The sequence below is a fragment of the Agromyces tropicus genome (assembly GCF_039531345.1).
Classification (GTDB): Bacteria; Actinomycetota; Actinomycetes; order Actinomycetales; family Microbacteriaceae; genus Agromyces; species Agromyces tropicus.
The window spans coordinates 914,262-930,183 of the sequence record NZ_BAAAPW010000001.1 but is presented as its reverse complement, the minus strand read 5'-3'; the positions used below and the strand labels follow the sequence as shown (position 1 = coordinate 930,183).

20 protein-coding genes and 1 pseudogene are annotated in these 15,922 nt (G+C 67.8%); 11 read left to right on the top strand and 10 right to left on the bottom strand.

Annotation, left to right across the window (positions count from 1 at the left end; all coding sequences use genetic code 11):
* The first annotated feature begins 46 nt into the window (after positions 1 to 46).
* Positions 47 to 466: a hypothetical protein gene (locus ABD230_RS04225; RefSeq protein ID WP_344369686.1), complete on the top strand. Its 420-nt coding sequence runs from the start codon at positions 47 to 49 to the stop codon at positions 464 to 466.
* Between the two features lie 107 nt (positions 467 to 573).
* On the opposite strand, the gene ABD230_RS04220 is transcribed toward ABD230_RS04225, so the two are convergent.
* Positions 574 to 1,170 carry a hypothetical protein gene (locus ABD230_RS04220; protein ID WP_344369685.1) on the bottom strand — a complete coding sequence of 199 codons (597 nt, stop codon included), beginning with the start codon at positions 1,168 to 1,170 and terminating at the stop codon, positions 574 to 576.
* Between the two features lie 191 nt (positions 1,171 to 1,361).
* On the opposite strand from ABD230_RS04220, the gene ABD230_RS04215 reads away from it, so the two are divergent.
* Positions 1,362 to 1,841, top strand: coding sequence for a hypothetical protein (locus ABD230_RS04215; protein ID WP_344369684.1), 480 nt, complete (start codon positions 1,362 to 1,364; stop codon positions 1,839 to 1,841).
* A 256-nt stretch (positions 1,842 to 2,097) separates the two neighbouring features.
* Here the strand turns inward: ABD230_RS04215 and ABD230_RS04210 are convergent, their stop codons facing one another.
* The gene (locus ABD230_RS04210; protein WP_344369683.1) at positions 2,098 to 2,361 is read right to left on the bottom strand and encodes a ribbon-helix-helix protein, CopG family; all 264 of its coding nucleotides are present in this window, start codon (positions 2,359 to 2,361) and stop codon (positions 2,098 to 2,100) included.
* Positions 2,362 to 2,611: 250 nt separating this feature from the next.
* A complete protein-coding gene (locus tag ABD230_RS04205) occupies positions 2,612 to 3,193 on the bottom strand; it encodes a dihydrofolate reductase family protein (protein ID WP_344369682.1) in 582 nt (193 codons plus the stop codon).
* A gap of 197 nt (positions 3,194 to 3,390) precedes the next feature.
* Here ABD230_RS04205 and ABD230_RS04200 point away from each other — a divergent pair.
* The 3 genes and pseudogenes from ABD230_RS04200 to ABD230_RS04190 form a co-directional block, all read left to right on the top strand.
* Positions 3,391 to 3,654, top strand: a pseudogene (locus ABD230_RS04200) (ribbon-helix-helix protein); the annotation flags it as partial.
* Complete coding sequence (locus tag ABD230_RS04195) at positions 3,651 to 3,995, top strand: type II toxin-antitoxin system PemK/MazF family toxin (RefSeq protein WP_344369679.1); 345 nt, start codon at positions 3,651 to 3,653, stop codon at positions 3,993 to 3,995. The pseudogene ABD230_RS04200 and the gene ABD230_RS04195, both read left to right, overlap by 4 nt.
* A 116-nt stretch (positions 3,996 to 4,111) precedes the next feature.
* Complete coding sequence (locus tag ABD230_RS04190; protein WP_344369677.1) at positions 4,112 to 4,492, top strand: hypothetical protein; 381 nt, start codon at positions 4,112 to 4,114, stop codon at positions 4,490 to 4,492.
* Positions 4,493 to 5,391: 899 nt separating this feature from the next.
* Here the strand turns inward: ABD230_RS04190 and ABD230_RS04185 are convergent.
* Together ABD230_RS04185 and ABD230_RS04180 are read right to left on the bottom strand one after the other, a co-directional pair.
* Positions 5,392 to 5,949: an AAA family ATPase gene (locus ABD230_RS04185; RefSeq protein ID WP_344369675.1), complete on the bottom strand. Its 558-nt coding sequence runs from the start codon at positions 5,947 to 5,949 to the stop codon at positions 5,392 to 5,394.
* A gap of 486 nt (positions 5,950 to 6,435) precedes the next feature.
* Entirely contained in the window at positions 6,436 to 6,783 is a 348-nt protein-coding gene (locus ABD230_RS04180) for a type II toxin-antitoxin system PemK/MazF family toxin (protein WP_344369673.1), read from the bottom strand.
* Between ABD230_RS04180 and ABD230_RS04175 the strand changes: the two genes are divergently transcribed.
* From ABD230_RS04175 to ABD230_RS04160, 4 genes are all read left to right on the top strand, one after another.
* Positions 6,782 to 6,919 (top strand): helix-turn-helix domain-containing protein, encoded by a 138-nt coding sequence (locus tag ABD230_RS04175; protein ID WP_344369671.1) that lies wholly within the window; start codon positions 6,782 to 6,784, stop codon positions 6,917 to 6,919. The genes ABD230_RS04180 and ABD230_RS04175 overlap by 2 nt on opposite strands.
* A 203-nt stretch (positions 6,920 to 7,122) precedes the next feature.
* The gene (locus ABD230_RS04170) at positions 7,123 to 7,620 is read left to right on the top strand and encodes a DUF805 domain-containing protein (RefSeq protein WP_344369670.1); all 498 of its coding nucleotides are present in this window, start codon (positions 7,123 to 7,125) and stop codon (positions 7,618 to 7,620) included.
* Positions 7,621 to 7,987: 367 nt separating this feature from the next.
* On the top strand, positions 7,988 to 8,305 hold the full coding sequence (locus tag ABD230_RS04165) for a hypothetical protein (RefSeq protein WP_344369669.1): 318 nt from the start codon (positions 7,988 to 7,990) through the stop codon (positions 8,303 to 8,305).
* Positions 8,306 to 8,521: 216 nt separating this feature from the next.
* A complete protein-coding gene (locus tag ABD230_RS04160) occupies positions 8,522 to 9,220 on the top strand; it encodes a DUF4336 domain-containing protein (RefSeq protein WP_344369668.1) in 699 nt (232 codons plus the stop codon).
* A 117-nt stretch (positions 9,221 to 9,337) separates the two neighbouring features.
* Here the strand turns inward: ABD230_RS04160 and ABD230_RS04155 are convergent, their stop codons facing one another.
* Complete coding sequence (locus ABD230_RS04155) at positions 9,338 to 9,820, bottom strand: DUF6326 family protein (protein ID WP_344369667.1); 483 nt, start codon at positions 9,818 to 9,820, stop codon at positions 9,338 to 9,340.
* Between the two features lie 96 nt (positions 9,821 to 9,916).
* Positions 9,917 to 10,957 (bottom strand): NAD(P)-dependent alcohol dehydrogenase, encoded by a 1,041-nt coding sequence (locus ABD230_RS04150; RefSeq protein ID WP_344369666.1) that lies wholly within the window; start codon positions 10,955 to 10,957, stop codon positions 9,917 to 9,919.
* 113 nt (positions 10,958 to 11,070) lie between these two features.
* Between ABD230_RS04150 and ABD230_RS04145 the strand changes: the two genes are divergently transcribed.
* Positions 11,071 to 11,745: a TetR/AcrR family transcriptional regulator gene (locus ABD230_RS04145; protein WP_344369665.1), complete on the top strand. Its 675-nt coding sequence runs from the start codon at positions 11,071 to 11,073 to the stop codon at positions 11,743 to 11,745.
* A gap of 76 nt (positions 11,746 to 11,821) precedes the next feature.
* On the opposite strand, the gene ABD230_RS04140 is transcribed toward ABD230_RS04145, so the two are convergent.
* Entirely contained in the window at positions 11,822 to 12,487 is a 666-nt protein-coding gene (locus tag ABD230_RS04140) for a class I SAM-dependent methyltransferase (protein WP_344369664.1), read from the bottom strand.
* 530 nt (positions 12,488 to 13,017) lie between these two features.
* Between ABD230_RS04140 and ABD230_RS04135 the strand changes: the two genes are divergently transcribed.
* Positions 13,018 to 13,521: a P-loop nucleotide/nucleoside kinase family protein gene (locus tag ABD230_RS04135; protein WP_344369662.1), complete on the top strand. Its 504-nt coding sequence runs from the start codon at positions 13,018 to 13,020 to the stop codon at positions 13,519 to 13,521.
* 221 nt (positions 13,522 to 13,742) lie between these two features.
* Here ABD230_RS04135 and ABD230_RS04130 read toward each other — a convergent pair whose 3' ends face one another.
* A complete protein-coding gene (locus ABD230_RS04130; RefSeq protein ID WP_344369661.1) occupies positions 13,743 to 15,431 on the bottom strand; it encodes a SulP family inorganic anion transporter in 1,689 nt (562 codons plus the stop codon).
* Positions 15,428 to 15,805 (bottom strand): ArsR/SmtB family transcription factor, encoded by a 378-nt coding sequence (locus ABD230_RS04125; protein ID WP_344369658.1) that lies wholly within the window; start codon positions 15,803 to 15,805, stop codon positions 15,428 to 15,430. The genes ABD230_RS04130 and ABD230_RS04125 overlap by 4 nt, the downstream gene beginning before the upstream one ends.
* Positions 15,806 to 15,922: the final 117 nt, after the last annotated feature.

Sequence of the window (15,922 nt, the reverse complement as noted above, 5' to 3'; positions counted from 1 at the left end):
GAGCCCGATCGGGCATGATGAGCACGTCGAGAAGGGACTGGCTAAGTTGCCATCAGAGACGTATGTTCCAAACGAGCTGCTTTCGCGCCTCGTCGGCGACCGGATGTATTCGGTCGAGTTTGTCCTCAACGACTATGTCCAGTTTCGCTTCGACGGCGCGCCAGGTGCGGGAAGTCCCGTCACCCTGAACAGCTACGTGTGGCCGGTTGTCGAGGTGGACGCGCGGTCGTGGCGCGAGTCCGACTTGGGCTACGCCGACGCTCTGCGCCGACTGACACCCGGAGTCGTGCTGTCCACGACGGAAGCAACAGGTACCGGGCTTCGTGTTGTTCTCGACACAGGTTCCCTGCTTATCAAGCCGAACGCGAATGAGGTCTACGTCGAGATTGCGGAGATCATGGGCTTTCACGACGGATCGTGGATGGTCTGGCGCCCCGGCGAGGACACCTTCGAGAGCCTCGGATAGGCGAGCCGCGCGGCAGGCCTCGCCCCGTGGAATCGATGTACTCGCCCGCTGAGGGATCGCGAGTGTGTCTCGGGACGGACCGGCAAATGGTGTGGACGCCAGCAGACTCAGCTGATCGTCAGGCCCTTGATGCGATCGCCGACCGGGAGTCCGCGCGTGCGTTGCCGGAGTTCGGCGGTGAGGCCCAGATAGACGCCGATATCGAGGACCTCGAGGTTCGCCACGTCGTCGGTGCCACCGAGGAACAGCGGCGTGCGGTAGCCGACGCACTTGGCGAACCCGGGCGCTGGTCCGCCCGAGTCCAACCAGTCACGGTAGAACTGGAGCGCCAGGGCGGCGTCCGGCTCGTCGACCAGTTCCTCGTCGAAGAATCGCGAGAACGTCGTCGGTATCTCGAGCGCCTCCGCGGTGCCGGGTTCGAACATGAGGATGCCTGGATCGTCGTAGTCTCCTCGGGTTGGGTCGAGGGAGAACTGGCGCCCGAGCCAGTCGAAGGCGAATGTGTGGATCCTCCCGGAGAACTCGGGAAAGCCGGCGGCGAGGTATTTGTCCGCCTCGCGTGCAGATTCGGCGGTATGTACGCGCAACAGGCCGCCGCCGAACACCACTCCACCGAGACCACGCTGTAGCGCGGCCGGCGTGAGGTGCGAGGTTGGCGCCACCGCTTCTTCGGCCGAGAAGGTGCGCAGGAATCGTTCAAGCACGACCATCATCCTTGCAGCCGCGTGACAGGACGCAGCCGCACGCGCAACAGTCCGGAGCTGACGGCACCTCTTGCGTCAGTGAGGGATCGGGGGTGACCGCGAGTGGCAGCAAACCCGGCCGCCTCCGCTTAGGCTCTGGGCTGTGCACGGCTCGTCAGCGCCGATACCCCCGAACTTTGGAGCAATGGTTGATGAGGTGGATCGTCCCGCGGGCCGTCGGACGCGTCGCGCGCGCTGTTGGGCTCGGCGTCGGCGTTGCCTGGGTACTCGCCGCATCCATCGGTCTCATCAACATCGGTGCCGAACTAGTCGATCTGATCACACGACCCGCATCACTCATCGTTCTGATTCCGGGCGTCCTGCTCGCATCGCGCGCTTTGATGCTCCGGGTGAAGGTCGACGCAGGGACCTTGATCATCGTGAGTTGGTGGCGCACATATCGGTTCGACAGCCGCGAGGTCGAAGAGCTCCTCGTCGAGCACTACTCCGGGTACATCAACCGATGGGCGGACACCGACATCACGGCCCGGAACGTGAAGATCATCGGGGTCGCAGTCGCCGGCCGCGACCGCTTCTTCCCCGCGACCGCCATGACGAATGCAACCGCAAGAAATCTGCTCCCTGAACTTGCTCGAGCGCTAGATGCTCCCCTCGAAGTAATGCCTCAGTGAGGGATCGTGCGTGCACCGTCAACGGGAGGAGGTCAAGCATCTGGGGTCGAGCCTTCATCGCGTGAATCACCAGTTCGTTCCCGCTGTCGAAGACCAGCACGACCGTGTCGAGCAATCGACCACGCGTGTCGAATCCGAAATGCAGCTGTCGGGGCGGGCGAATCGTCATCCAGGTACTCGATCCAGGTCGGCCAGGACACTGCCTGAATCGCGTCCTCGGAACTGATGCCCGGCTTGAGTGCTGAGTCGTGGACGTTCACACGGCGTACGCGGCCAGCGCGTCTCGGATGAGCTCCGATCGCGTTTTGTGCTCGCGTGCGGCGCGCGCATCGAGTGCAGCGAGTTCGTCGCTGGTCAACCGAAGCGCGACGACCTGTGACGGCTCCGCACCACGCCCAGGGCGGCCACGACCGCGCTTCTTCAGCGTCTCGACGTCGTAGCCGACCTCGGCCTCACCGACCCACTCAGATATCCGCTCCTCGGTGACGGGTACACCGTTGATCGTCTCGCGCTTGCCCATGACAATAGCGTCATACGTAAATGGCTGCGGCAACAGCGTCGATATCGCCCTGAGGGATCGCTGTTGCGTCGATCTAACCGAGGTCCACGCGTCGTCTCACGTTCGGAACCGCCTTCACGCTGCGAGGTCGGAGCTTGCCCACCAGGCGGGTGCCTGCACGATCAGCAGTGCGACCGCACCCAGGACTGCGGCCGGCGCGATGACGATCGCGCCCGCGGGCGCCTCGAGGCCAAGAGGCGGCGAACCGACGTCAAGCGCCTGCGCCGCCCGCCGGGCGACTGACCCGGTAGCGTTGTACGACTACTCCCGACCGGAACTCGCGGCGATCCACGAGCTCGAGTGGAATGCGCTCGCCGAGCCCGGCGAGCAGCGTCGGCCCGCGTCCCACGAGGACCGGCTGGACGACGAACACGTACTCGTCGATCAGCCCCAGGTCCGCCAACGCTCGCGGGAGCGTCACGCCACCCACGGACAGGCCCTCGCCCGGTTCCTCCTTGAGTCGCCGGACCGTGGTCTCGAGATCGCCTCCCACCAGCTCGGCATTCCAGTCGACCGCACTCAGCGTGCTCGACACGACGTACTTCTTCGTGCGGTCGATGGCCTCGGCGAACGGGATCTCCCACTCCCGCATCCAGTCGGGCCACTTGCCCCTGGCCGGCCGCCGCCAGGCCGACTCCATCATCTCGTAGGTCGTCCGGCCGAAGAGCATGGCATCAGCTCGTTCCATCTCGGCGGTCCAGAACCGCATCGACTCCTCATCTGGGGCGACTCCCGCCTCGTGATGGACGCAGCCGTCGAGCGTGACGTTGATCGAGTACCGAAGCGGTTTCATCCCTGAGGCTCCCCTCGTGCACGCAGTGCGACCTGCTCAGACTACGGTCGGCGCCGCTTCTCCTCATCCCCCGGCAGCCACCCACGTCGAGGCGATGCCAACGCGACGACCTCCGGCTCATCCCGGCGCGGACGGTTCGGCGCCATCCCGGACGGACGCGTCGACCGTAGGGTCGAGCGAATAGACGATCGGCTGCGTGCCGGCCCCGCCGGTATACTCGGAGTATGACCACAACGATCAAGGTGAGCGATGAGCTCCGGGACCGGCTCAAGGAGCAGGCGGCACGCGACGGGCTGACGCTCGGCGCGCACCTCGCGCACCTCGCGGACGCGGAGGACCGCAGGTGGCGGCTGAGCACCTTGAAGGCGGCGGTCTCCGCGTCGACGGCCACGCAGGCTGACTCGCACGCTCGGGAGTCGGCGGACTGGGAGCGCACCGAGCTGGCTGACGCCCAGTCGTGACCGAGGCGGAACTCGCCCCCGGCGTGATCGCCTGGGCATCGCTCGAGCCGGTTCGTGGTCGGGAGCAGGGTGGACACCGTTCCGTGCTGATCATCGCCTCGGCCGGATACCTGGACGCGGTCACGACCCTCGCGATCGTGCTACCGATCACAACCACTTATCGCGGATGGCCCAACCACGTCCGGGTCGACGGGCACAGCGGTCTCGATCGGCCGTCGTGGATCATGACCGAACAACCGCGGACCCTCTCACGTGACCGGCTCACGAAGGTCTCGGGTCAGGTATCGACCGACTGCCTCGCAGCAGTGCGGATGTGGCTGGGCGACTTCCTCGACCTCTGACCACTTCCGGCACTCGACATCATCGGTGGCCTCCACGTCGCGCTGAGCGATCGCCCGTGCGTCGCCGACGGACCGGGAATGGTGCGCGGATCAACGTCCGCGGTACTCTCGGGGCCGTGATCATCGCGATCTTTCGTCGCCGCCTGCGCGACGGCGCGACCTTCGACGACTTCATCAGCGCGTGGGAGGCCGACAAAGGCTTCGGCGTCCCGGCTCGGGTGTTCAACGCCGTCTCCGTCGACGACTCCCGCGAGATTCTCTCGGTCGGTTTCGTCGACATCGCCGCCAACGACCTCGAGGCAGACGTCGCGCAAGTCAGCCTCCAGGAGGCGGTGCGGCACTCTCGGATCGACGAGGTGATCGAGAGCACATTGATGCACGCCTATTACGACCTCTACACCGAACACGACTTCACTGCGGATCCGCGTACCGTTGAGATCGGTTCGCTGACGAGCATGCTGTCCGCACTCGCGCCGAAATCATCGGCCAGCGACTGATCAGCGGACGGTCTCACTCCGCGGGAACCGACAACGCTTTCAGCGGTAGCCGGACGCGACGCTGTAGCGACCGGCTACGGGCCGTCGGTAGGAGTCGAAGTACCTTCGGGTCGTGGACACATGGAATGGCTTGCGGATCGATCTCTCCGAGCTCCGCGAAACCGTGACTCGACCCCCTCGATGATCTCGAATCGACGCGTGGCGACGCGGTGATCCTGCCGGAGGACTACTTCTACTCGGTGCCGTTCCCTGGGCTGTACGACGTGCTGAGTGAGGCACCGGAACTCACGATCGGTCAGCTCACCGAGTCGTGGGAGAACCTCCACCGGACTGATCAGGGCGTTCGGTGGGAGCTCGTGTTGCTTGGCGACGTCCTGAAGGCCATCGGTCATCTTGCCTAGCGCGATGGCTGGCAGGGGTATCCGGCTCGCCGCTGGCGTCCCGGCGGGCATCGGCGTCGTGTCGTCGCTGTCGGGGTGCGTCCTCGAAGCTCAGGGTGGTCCGTACAGCCTCGGCTGGGACGGAGATCACCTCCTCATCGGGATAATCCAGGCGATGGAGATCGATCGCGTGCGACTGTTCGAGAGCCGAAGCCCGGGCCGTGACGACGGGTACGTGTGGATGCAGGAGGCTACATCGAACCGGATGCTGGCGACGTGCTGACGGTGCGGGGGTCGAATGCCGGTTTGTCAGATCAGCTCGCATCGGACCTCGTGCGCCCGTTGCCTGATGTCAAGTTCGACCCCCTCGTCAACGACCGGCCCGATGCAGACGAGGTCGCGGTCTTCGTCATCCCAAGCGAAGGACTCGCCCCGGGAACTTGGTTGACGTCACGAGGAAATGAAATAAGGTCCGCGACGCGCCGCGCGATCAGGAGTTGCCCTGAGGGATCGCTCTCCTCAGAAGCGAAAGTGCGCAGGCGTGATGAGTTCCTCGAGCGCTGCGACTCTCTGGTTCCGATTGCCGACGATCTCGACGACGTTCGTGTTCGCACCGACGATCTGGTCGTCGTCGACGAGGTCCAGCAGGACGTCGTTCATCAATTCGCGCAGCGGAAGGTGCTCGTCCCGGGGAACGAAGATCTCAGCGTCCCTATCGAGGGGCAACACGACGAGGAGGTCGACATGTCGCATCGCGCCCTGTGTGATCTCGATCGACCGCGCGAAGAGCTCGCGTGAACCGGGTGCACTGTTGAATTCGTCCAGCGCCAGCAGGTAGGCGAGGAAGTCGATCGGGCCACGCTCAGAGAGGAGATGTCCCGCGGTCTCGTCCGGATGAAGCCGGGCAGCCGAGAGGCGCAGTTGGGTCGCGAACAATTCGGCGCTCGGGAAGTCCCATGCCTCGTCGACGAGCTCGAACGGGTCTGGGAGCACGACGAACTCCGGATGGCGAGCGGCGAAGTCGGAAACGAGTGTGCTCTTCCCGCTCGCGTGGGTCCCGGAAACGACGATCCGCATGTCGCGACTCTAGGACGAATACCGAGCCCTGACCCACCGCTCACACAGGATCATCACCGCGCAATGCCCGAATACGGATCCGATCACGTGCATGCTTGCCAGATACTTGGCTCATGCCGCAAAGATCTCTCGAGCCACGTGCTGCGCACAGACTGTTCGTCGTAATCCTGTGGGCGACGCCCGTTTTCGTCACGCTCGCGGGTTTCGCCATTCTCGCGTGGGGTGGAAGTCGGCAGTGGGTTGCGTACGTTGCGTTCGGACTCGCCGCGATCAGCGCGCTCACAGCAGTGCGAGCGCAGCGGCAGTCGCAGGCGCGACTCGAGAGCAGGCCGAACGATTAGGTCATCGGCTCAGTTCCTATGAGACGGATCTCAGCCCTCGGGTTGGGCTGATCAACCTCCGACAATCAGCATCTCGTCCGGGCCCACGTGGGTGACTTCCCTGAGCAGTGAGGGATCGTAAGCGAATCCACAGTGTGGTCGCGGCTCAGATGCCCATGACGAGGCGAATGCCGTCGGCGATCTTCGTCTGAACGTAGCTCGGGAGGTGCCCGACCGGGAACGCGTCGAGGAACTCCCGGCTGACCGGACCGACTTGCGACACGACCGCCACCGAGTCCTTCTCGAGGCCGGACGCGTCGACGGGTACGAGCACGTTGCCGGGGAACGCTTCCAGCGCGACGTTCGATGTCAACGGCACGACCAAGACGGTGGCGATCTGCGTGGCGAGCAGCCAGTCCTCCTGCATCACGACAGCAGGACGCCGCTTCGCCGGTTCGGATCCGCGCGGCGGGCGCGCACCGAAACTCTCTACGGCGCAGCAGGAACTGCTCATGCAGGTCTATCGGGACGGCACTCACACGTCAGCCGAGCTCAGCGAGATCTTCAGGGTGTCGCGAGCGACGGTCTATCGCACGATTCAGCGCAACGCTGGTGGAGTTGATCCAGGAGACGATGCGTCGGTGACGTGATCTACCCACGGCGACGAATCTCGCAGGCGTGACCTCAATTCACGACCGGCTTGCCGTACCGCTCACTGGCCCCCAACCTCACGGGTGCGGACTGCGATGGCGATGATTGCACGGGGTGCGCCGTAGATAGACTTCGGATGCCGATCTGCACGGCACCTCGCTGCCGCGGCCCGTCCGAATGGATCCTGATCGCCTGGAGTCCGATGCACACCGTCTACGACGTTCCCGCCACTGAACCCGCCACGCTCGACCTTCCGTTCTACGGCGCCTCGTTCGGCGCATCGGTGCGCAGGTTCTTCCGCAAGTACGCCGTGTTCACCGGACGTGCGAGCCGAAGCGAGTTCTGGTGGGCGATGCTGTTCCAATACATCGTGGGCACGATCGCCGGACTCGTCCTCACGGTCGTCGTGATCGTTGTGATGGCATTCGTCATCGTGGGCGCAGACCAGACCGACCCAGCCGCTCTCATGCTCAACGCAGCCGTGGCGTCGACCCTGGTCACGCTCGTCGGGCTCGTGGCGATCACGCTCCCGCTGCTCCTCCCGTCGATCGCGGTCACCGTCCGCAGGCTCCATGACACGAACCGCTCAGGATGGTGGTGCCTGCTCTCCCTCATCCCGTTCGGCGGGTACGCCCTCTACGTCTTCGCGGCCTTGGAGACCGATGAGGCCGGCAGACGGTTCGACTCGCCGAACAACTGACCGATGCTGCGACTGCGTTCGCCCGGGTGGTCGCTGGGCTCGACGCGATGATCGGCGTGACCGAGGCGTACTCCCGCCGCGCTGTGGAATACACCGGCCCTTCTTGGGTCGATGGATCCCTGAGCCCCTCAGGCACCGGCTTCCGCTGGTCGTCACCCAGTCGCCGGACAGGACCGAGCGCCGCCCGCACCTCGCGGGTCTGCTCGGTCGTGCCCATCGACGCGATGATCGGTTCCCAGCCTCCGACGTTCGATCGCGCCGACCAGCGGTGACCTGGCCGGGCAGTCGGGTGGGGTTGGCGGAATCGCTTGCGACAGCGTCGGGATGTCCGCGTGCGGGTGATCCGTCTTCGGCGCAGAATGGCGGCATGGCATCGCAACTGGCCATCGTCCGGATGTGGCGGGGCAGTGTTCGCAGCGAGGATACCGACGAGTACGTCGCCTACATCGAACGCACCGGTATGAAGGAGTATCGCGAGACGCCCGGGAACCTCGACGCGTGGATGCTGACACGCGATTTGGGTGATGGCACGACCGAGATCGTGACCGTGTCGCGCTGGCAGAGTCTCGAGGCGATCAGAGGCTTCGCGGGCGCCGACATCGAGGCGGCCGTGTACTACCCCGAGGACGATCGCTTCCTCGTCGAGCGGGACGACATGGTTCGCCACTGGACCCAGGTGTCGTAGCTCCCGACCGGCGTTCGGGCGCAAGTCGCAGTGACCCGGCGAGCGGTCGAGGGCGACGTCGACCGTCTCAGGTGTTCGACTGCATGGGAGCCCACTCCAGGCCGCTCGGCGCCGGGACGCCGCGGGCGTGCCTTCCGGGAACAGCCGGACTCCCGCCGGCAGGAATACCTCTCGACTGGCCGACGATCTCTCTGCCACCCGGCGTAGGCTCGCCGCATGGGCATGCTGACGCCGCTCGGCGAGGGCCTGTTCGTCGTCGACGGACCTGCGACGCGCGACATGGGCATGCCGTTCACGACGCGGATGTCGGTGGTCCGGCTCCGTGACGGCTCGGTATGGGTCTCGTCTCCCGTTCCGGTGCCCTACGAGACGCTGACGGAAGTGACGTCGCTCGGACCCGTGCGCTATCTCGTCAGCCCGACTCCACGGCACCTGTGGCGGCTCGCCCGGTGGCACCTGCTGTTCCCAGATGCCGAGCTCTGGTCGAGTCCGATCACTCCCTTCACGCTGAAGCGCGGCGACCTCCCGCTCGCGGGGGTACTGGGCCCCGCAGTCCCGGGATCGTGGACGCCCGAGCTCGACCACGTCGTGCTCGGCGGCCCGGTGCTGCAGGAATCCGCGTTCCTCCATGCGCCGAGTCGCACCCTTCTCCTCGAGGACGTGATCCAGGTTCACCACCCGCTCCCCGGGCATCCGATCAGCAACGCGGTGTTCCGCCTCGGCGGAGTCATGGCTCCTGACGGCGGCGTTTCGCGCGACATCCGCCTCACGTTCCGGCCGCGGACGACGGCGCGAGAATCGGTGCTCCGGATGCTCGATTGGCCCTTCGACGCCGTCGTCCTCGCGCACGGCCCGATCATCACCGAACACGCCAAGGACTTCGTCGCGAGGGCATTTCACTGGCTGATCGACTGACGTCGCGGAGGCACGATCAGCGAAACGCATCGTCTACAACGACGGGCTGGGCGCAAGGCCCGTGCGTTGGGACGACGCGCTCCCAGCTCGCCGGCGCGTGGGGGGAGAGATCATGCCTCACGCTGTCGCGCCCTGCTCGGTCGTCGCGGGATCGGCCGCGACGGCGGGGGTTCGCGGCCACGTCCATGCGGACCGCAGGACGAAGGCCAGGAGCAGCAGCTCGAGTCCGATGGAGAGGGCGTAGAAGGAGGCCCAGTCCCAGGTCTCGCCGACCGCATTGAATGCCGTGACGGGGAGGTACAGCGATGCCACCACGAGGTTCGCAGCGCGGTTCACCCGGGCGGGGAGCGTCATCGAGAGCATCACCATCAGGGACGGGATCGCGATCAGCGCCAGGAACGCGGTCAGCAAGGCCGGGCTGACGTCGAAGGCGAAGACGACGCCGGCCAGGATGTCGTCGACGGTGCCGGGCCGGTAGAGGTGGAGGTAGTCGACGTAGATGTAGAGGAACATGAAGCTGGTCCATGCGGCGGCGAGCTTGGCCTGCACGGGGATGGGCGGGGTGTCGAGCGGGTTCGGGGTGTTCGTTCGGATGGTCATCGGTTCTTCTTTCGAGAGGAGCGGTCCGTCCGCCGGAGCGGCGGCAGGTCTGGGCGTGCGAACGCACGGGTTGGGTCGGTCTGCTCGGTCCGGTCGTCAGATGGCGATCACGACCTTCCCCCGGGTGTGGCCGGCACCGACGTGGCGGAGCGCGTCTGCCGCGTCGTCGAGGGCGTAGGTGCGGTCGATGACGGGCGTGACCTTCCCCGCTGTCAGCAGTTCGGCCAGCGCGAGCAGGTCCTGACGCTTCCCGAAGGACGTGAAGGGCTTCAGTCGCTGGCGGGTGAACCCGGACCGCAGGCGCGCGTCGACGACCCGTCCGATCGGGCCGAGCCATCGACCGCCGTGACCGCTGTTCGGGATGAGGGTGCCGGTCGGCATCAGCGCTCGGCGGACCGCCGCCAACGGCTGGGCTTCCACGTTGTCGAGGATGACGTCGTACCGCTTCCCGGTGCGGGTGAAGTCGGTCCTCGTGTAGTCGACGACGTGGTCGGCACCGAGCGATCGGACCAGGTCGACGTTGCGGGCGCTGCACACGGCCGTCACCTCGGCGCCGAACGCCTTGGCGATCTGCACGGCGAACGAGCCGACGCCGCCGGAGGCGCCCGTGACCAGCACCGACTGGCCCGGTCGGACGTTCGCGATGTCGCGCAACGCCTGCAACGCGGTCGTGGCCGAGGTGGGCACAGCGGCCGCGGCGACGACCGACAGGCCGGCGGGCGTGGACACGAGATTGCGCGCCGGGACGCAGGCGTACTCCGCGAGCGTTCCGGCGGTGCTCCAGCCGAACACCTCGTCACCGGGTCGGAGCGCGGTGACCTCCGTCCCGACCGCTGCAACCACGCCCGCGAGATCCCTGCCGGGGATCCCGTGGCGCGGCCGACGGAGTCCGAACGCCAGGCGCACCACGTACGGCTCGCCGGTCATGATGTAGGAGTCGCCGGGATGCAGCGAGGCCGCACGCACCCGGACGAGCACCTCGCCTCGGCCGGGTGACGGTCGCCTGAGCTCCGCCATCTCGAGCACTGAGGGCGGGCCGTAGCGGTACTGGATCGCGGCCCGCATCGTCGCCGCCCCGGCCCGCTCCGCCTCCGGCACCAGGCGCGCTCCGGCATCCGATCGCTGTTCGATTCCCATGGCGGCCTCCTCACCTCCGAGCCGCGGCTCCCGCCGGCTCGTACACCGTACGTCGTACGCTGTACTATGACCGTACGCTGTACGATTGTCAAGCCGTTCGAGCGAGGAGAGCCGTGTCTGCGAGGGAACAACGCCAGGTCGCGTCCGACGCGGGCCTGAGCAAGGAGCGGGTGGTGGTCGAGGCGATCCGGCTCGCCGACCGCGAGGGGGCCGAGGGCATGAGCATGCGTCAGCTCGCTCGCACGCTCGGCGCGGGGGCGATGTCGCTCTACCACTACGTGGCGAGCAAGGAGGAGCTGCTCGACGCCATGATCGACGTCGTGTTCGACGAGATCGAGCTCCCGCGTGAAGGGTCCGACTGGCAGCCGGAGATGCGACGCCGGTCGGCATCCGCTCGACAGGTGCTCGCACGTCATCCGTGGGCGATCGGCCTGATGGAGTCGCGGACCTCACCGGGACCCGCGAACCTCCGGCACCACGAAGCGGTCCTCGCCTGCCTGCGAACGGCCGGCTTCACGGTCTCGATGGCGACGCACGCCAACTGGCTCCTCGACAGCTACGTCTACGGCTTCGCCCTGCAGGAAGCCAGCCTGCCGTTCGACACCGCCGACGAGTTCGCGGACGCCGCCACGGACGTCTACCTGCCCCAGCTTCCCCCTGAGCAGTTCCCCTACCTCAACGAGTCCGCCGCGGCGCTCGTCACGGCCGGATTCGACCCGGCGGACGAGTTCACCTTCGGCCTCGACCTCATCCTCGCCGCCCTCGAGCCCCTGCGAACCTCCGCGTAGCCGACGGCCTCGTCGCCCTGGGGTGCGGCCGGCGCCTCCCGGGCCGGTGCCTGCCGTCCGTTCCGGATGATGGGCATCACGGAGACCGCGTGTCGCCCACCTGCTTCGACGCGATGAAGAGGTGCACGCTGCCCCATCCGCCGATCTCCCGCTCCTCGACCTGGAAGCTCGCTGCGGAGAGCACGGCAGGCATGTCCCGTACGAGATCGCCGAACGGCTTCCAGACCCGGTCGACGAGGAACGTGCCCCACCGATTGCGGTCCCTCGGGTATCCGATGTCGACCAGCACGAGCCGACCGCCCGGCTTGAGCACCCGCGCGAGCTCGGATGCGGCGGCGGACGCATCCGGGTAGCCGGTGAACGCCATCGTGTTGACGACGGTGTCGAAGGTCGCATCCGGGTAGGGCAGCGCCTCGACCGGCCCCTGACGCAGCTCCGCCCAGACACCCGCCCTCGCGAGGTTGCGCCGTGCCACCGCGATGAGCGCCGGATTGAGGTCGATCCCGTCGGTGCGGAACCGTCCCGCGTAGCGGGTCAGCAGCCAGCCGGTGCCGAATGAGACCTCGAGCACCCGTGGACCCCGGATCTCGGGCAGCACGTTGCTCAGCCAGCGTCGCCACACCGGAGACGCCTTGACCGCCGCGTCGTACACGCCCGCGAACCGGGTGTACAACCGATCGTTCCGGCGCGTGTAGGCGTCCCGATCCGCCGGTTCGGTCGAGTACCGCGGTTCCCGGGTCATGCGATCATCCTCCCGCGGACCTCGCGCGCGAACACGAAGCCGGGCAGGGGCCCCGATCGAGGCGGCGCAGAGGAATGCGCGGCCGGGGCTGACCGCTCGGCGGGGCATGCCCCGCCGGATGTGGGCGTCGTACCGCGCCTCGCGGCGTGCACTACATGGGATTGTTCGCGAAGAGCAGCGGCTTCAGGTAATCCTGCTTCGAGCAGCGCACGCACTCCAAGAACGGATCGGCGTCGGGCTCCCGGTGAACCACCCACTTGTGGACACCCAACCGGCATCTGAATGGCTTCGGGTTCATGTCGCACCTCACTTCAGAACGACTCCCGCTCGGCAGCAGCGTACTCCGCGCGCCGTTCCGTCGCACTCGGTCCGGATCCCACTTCCGTCCCTGATGCCCGCTCGATCGTCCCAACGCCCCGCGGTCCCGCGTGGTCGCCTCCCAGGGTCGAGCCGTGTCGTGCGGTGGCCCGGCACGCCGCGGAGCGCACCGAGTACGATCGCGGGATGTCGAGGCGCACTGGATCTGGCGGATGAGCACGATCTCGCCGCGAGTGATCTTCATGTGCGGGCCGGCGGGGGCCGGCAAGTCCACCGTTGCCCGGCGGCTCGAACGCAACGGGATGGTCCGACTCTCGTTCGACGAGGTGGCGTGGGCTCGTGGCATCCGCTCGATGCCACTCTCGAGCGAGGTTCATGCCGAGATCGAGTCCGGGCTCCGCGCCCGACTGCTCGAACTCGTCGGTTCCGGCACTGATGTCGTCCTCGACTTCTCGTTCTGGTCGCGCCGTGCGCGCGGGGAGTACCGCGCGCTGCTCAGGCCGCTGGGAGTCGAGCCGGAGACGATCTACCTGGCGACCCCGAAGGAGACCGCGCTGGCGCGGGTGCGAGCCCGCCGGCTCGACCACGGTGACGACTTCGCGCTTCCAGAGGGCGTCGCCGAGGCGTACTTCGACCACTTCGAGCCGCCCACGGACGATGAGGGTCCGCTCACCGTGCTCGGTCCCGAATCGATCGACGAGCCGAACGTCGGCTGAGCCCGAGGTCGCCGCGTATCGCGGCGGGTGCATCGCCTGCCACGTCGGACCAGCGATACCGTCGGGGGATGGACCGCAGCGGCACGGGCATCGCGCCCGTCGTGTTCGCCGCCATCTTCATCGCGCTCACGTGGGGCGGCATCTCGGTCGGCGGCGGGATCGTCTGGTAGGTCGACACGACGGGGGTCCGCTTCGGTTCGCCTGCCGGCGGAGGTCCGGGATCAGCCGTTCGACTCCTCGCGGCCTGCCGCCCGAGCGACGTGGCTGCGGGCGTGCGCGACGGCATCGGGGAGCGTGGCGAACAGGTGCCGGTGGTGGCGAAGCGCGTCGAGGACGCCGACGGTGCGGAACAGCTCCTCATGGCCCTCGCGCACGCCCTTGATGAGCACGGTGACGCCGTCGCGCTCGAGTCGCTGGACGATCTCGGTCAGGATCCGGGCGCCGGTCGCGTCGACGAGTTCGATCTGCGACATCCGCAGGATCACCACTGAGACGTCCGCGAGCGAGGCGACCTCGTCGGCGACGCGATCGGCGGCGGCGAAGAACAGCGGTCCATCCAGTCGCACGATCGCGATCCGATCGTCGCCAGGCTGCGGCGGGCCGGCGATCTGCTCTCGGTGCACGCCCGTGGCGCGGGCCAGGTTGCGGATCGCGAAGACGCCGGCGACCGCGATGCCGATGACGACGGCGACGATCAGGTCGACCGAGACCGTGACGATCGCCGTGATCACGAAGGCAGCGGCATCCGCCCGGGTCGAGCGCAGGATCGACCGCACCGTCGCGGTGTGCACCATGCGGACGGCGGTGATCATCAGGACCGCGGACAGGGCGGCGAGGGGGATGGCCCCGACCGGCCGGGCCACGAGCAGCACGACGGCCAGGAGGACGGCGGCGTGCGTGACGGCGGCGAGCCGGGTCCGGCCCCCCGCCCGGACGTTGACGGCGGTCCGGGCGATCGCGCCGGTCGCCGGCATGCCGCCGAACAGTCCCGCAGCGACCGATGCGAGTCCCTGCCCGACGAGTTCGCGATCGGGGTTGTAGGGACCGGTGTCGGCGAGCGAGGCCGCCACGCGGGCGGACAACAGCGACTCGATCGCGGCCAGCGCGGCGACCGTGACGGCGGGCAGGGCGAGGGCGCCCAGGGTCGCCGCATCCCACTCGGGCACGGCGGGCGCCGGGAGGGTCTGCGGCAGCTCGCCGATCACGCGCAGCGGCGACGGGAGGACGAGCGACAGCACCGTCACGACGAGGATGCCGATGAGGGACCCCGGAACACCCGGATGCAGGCGCGGCAGGGCCAGCATGCACGCCGCGACGATCGCGACGGCGCCGAGCGACCAGGCCAGGTACGCGGGATCCGCGCCGAGGAGCGACTGCCACGCCAGGACGGCGACGTTCGTGTGCGACGCACCGTGCAACTCCGGGCTCGCGAGTGCGGGCACCTGCTGCAGGAAGATGATGACCGCGATGCCCAGCGTGAAGCCCTCGATCACGGGCCAGGGAATGAACGACACCGCCCGTCCGAGTCGGGCGGCCCCGGCAACGAGGACGAGGATTCCCGCCATCACGCTGACCAGTGCGACCGCCCCGACGCCGTGCGACGCCACGATCGGGGCGAGGACGACCACCATGGCGCCGGTCGGGCCGGACACCTGCACGTTCGAACCGCCGAACACGGCGGCGACGATCCCCGCGACGATCGCCGTGATCAGGCCCGCCTCCGCTCCGGCGCCCGACGAGATGCCGAATCCGAGGGCGAGCGGGAGCGCGACGATCCCCACGGTGACGCCGGCGAGCAGGTCGCGTCGCCAGGTCCGTCGCACGGCACGGGAGTCGTCGACCGAGGGGAGCAGGTTGCGGAGGTGCGCCCAGGTCCGCCGACCCGCCGACCGCGCAGGGACCTCCGTCACCGCGCCGACCCCGAACCCCCGGGAATCGCCGGGAGCGCTGCGGCATCCGCGAGCAGGCCCGTGTCCTCGTCCAGCAGGTCGAGCAGGAGCGCGCGAGCGACCGCCAGCAGGTCGGCGACCCCGCGGTTCGAGAGCCGGTAGTACACGTGACTGGCCCGCCGCTCGGACGTGACCAGTCGGTGCCGTCGCAGGACCGTCAGGTGCTGCGACAGGTGCGAGGCCTCGAGGCCGGTCTCGCGCTGGAGGGCGGCGACGCTCACCTCGTCGGCGGCCGAGAGGAGCTCGAGGATCCTGATGCGGAACGGATGCGCCAGCCCCTTGAAGAGGTTCGCCTTCACTTCGTAGAGCGGACGCTCCGCATTGCTGAATGGCATGATGAAATCATCATATCGCGTGCGGTTCACCGCCGTGCCGACCTCGGTGGATCACCCGAGACCCGGACGTTCCCCGGCGGCGTGCTCCTGACCAGGTACGAGGCGCGGCGCTGAGCC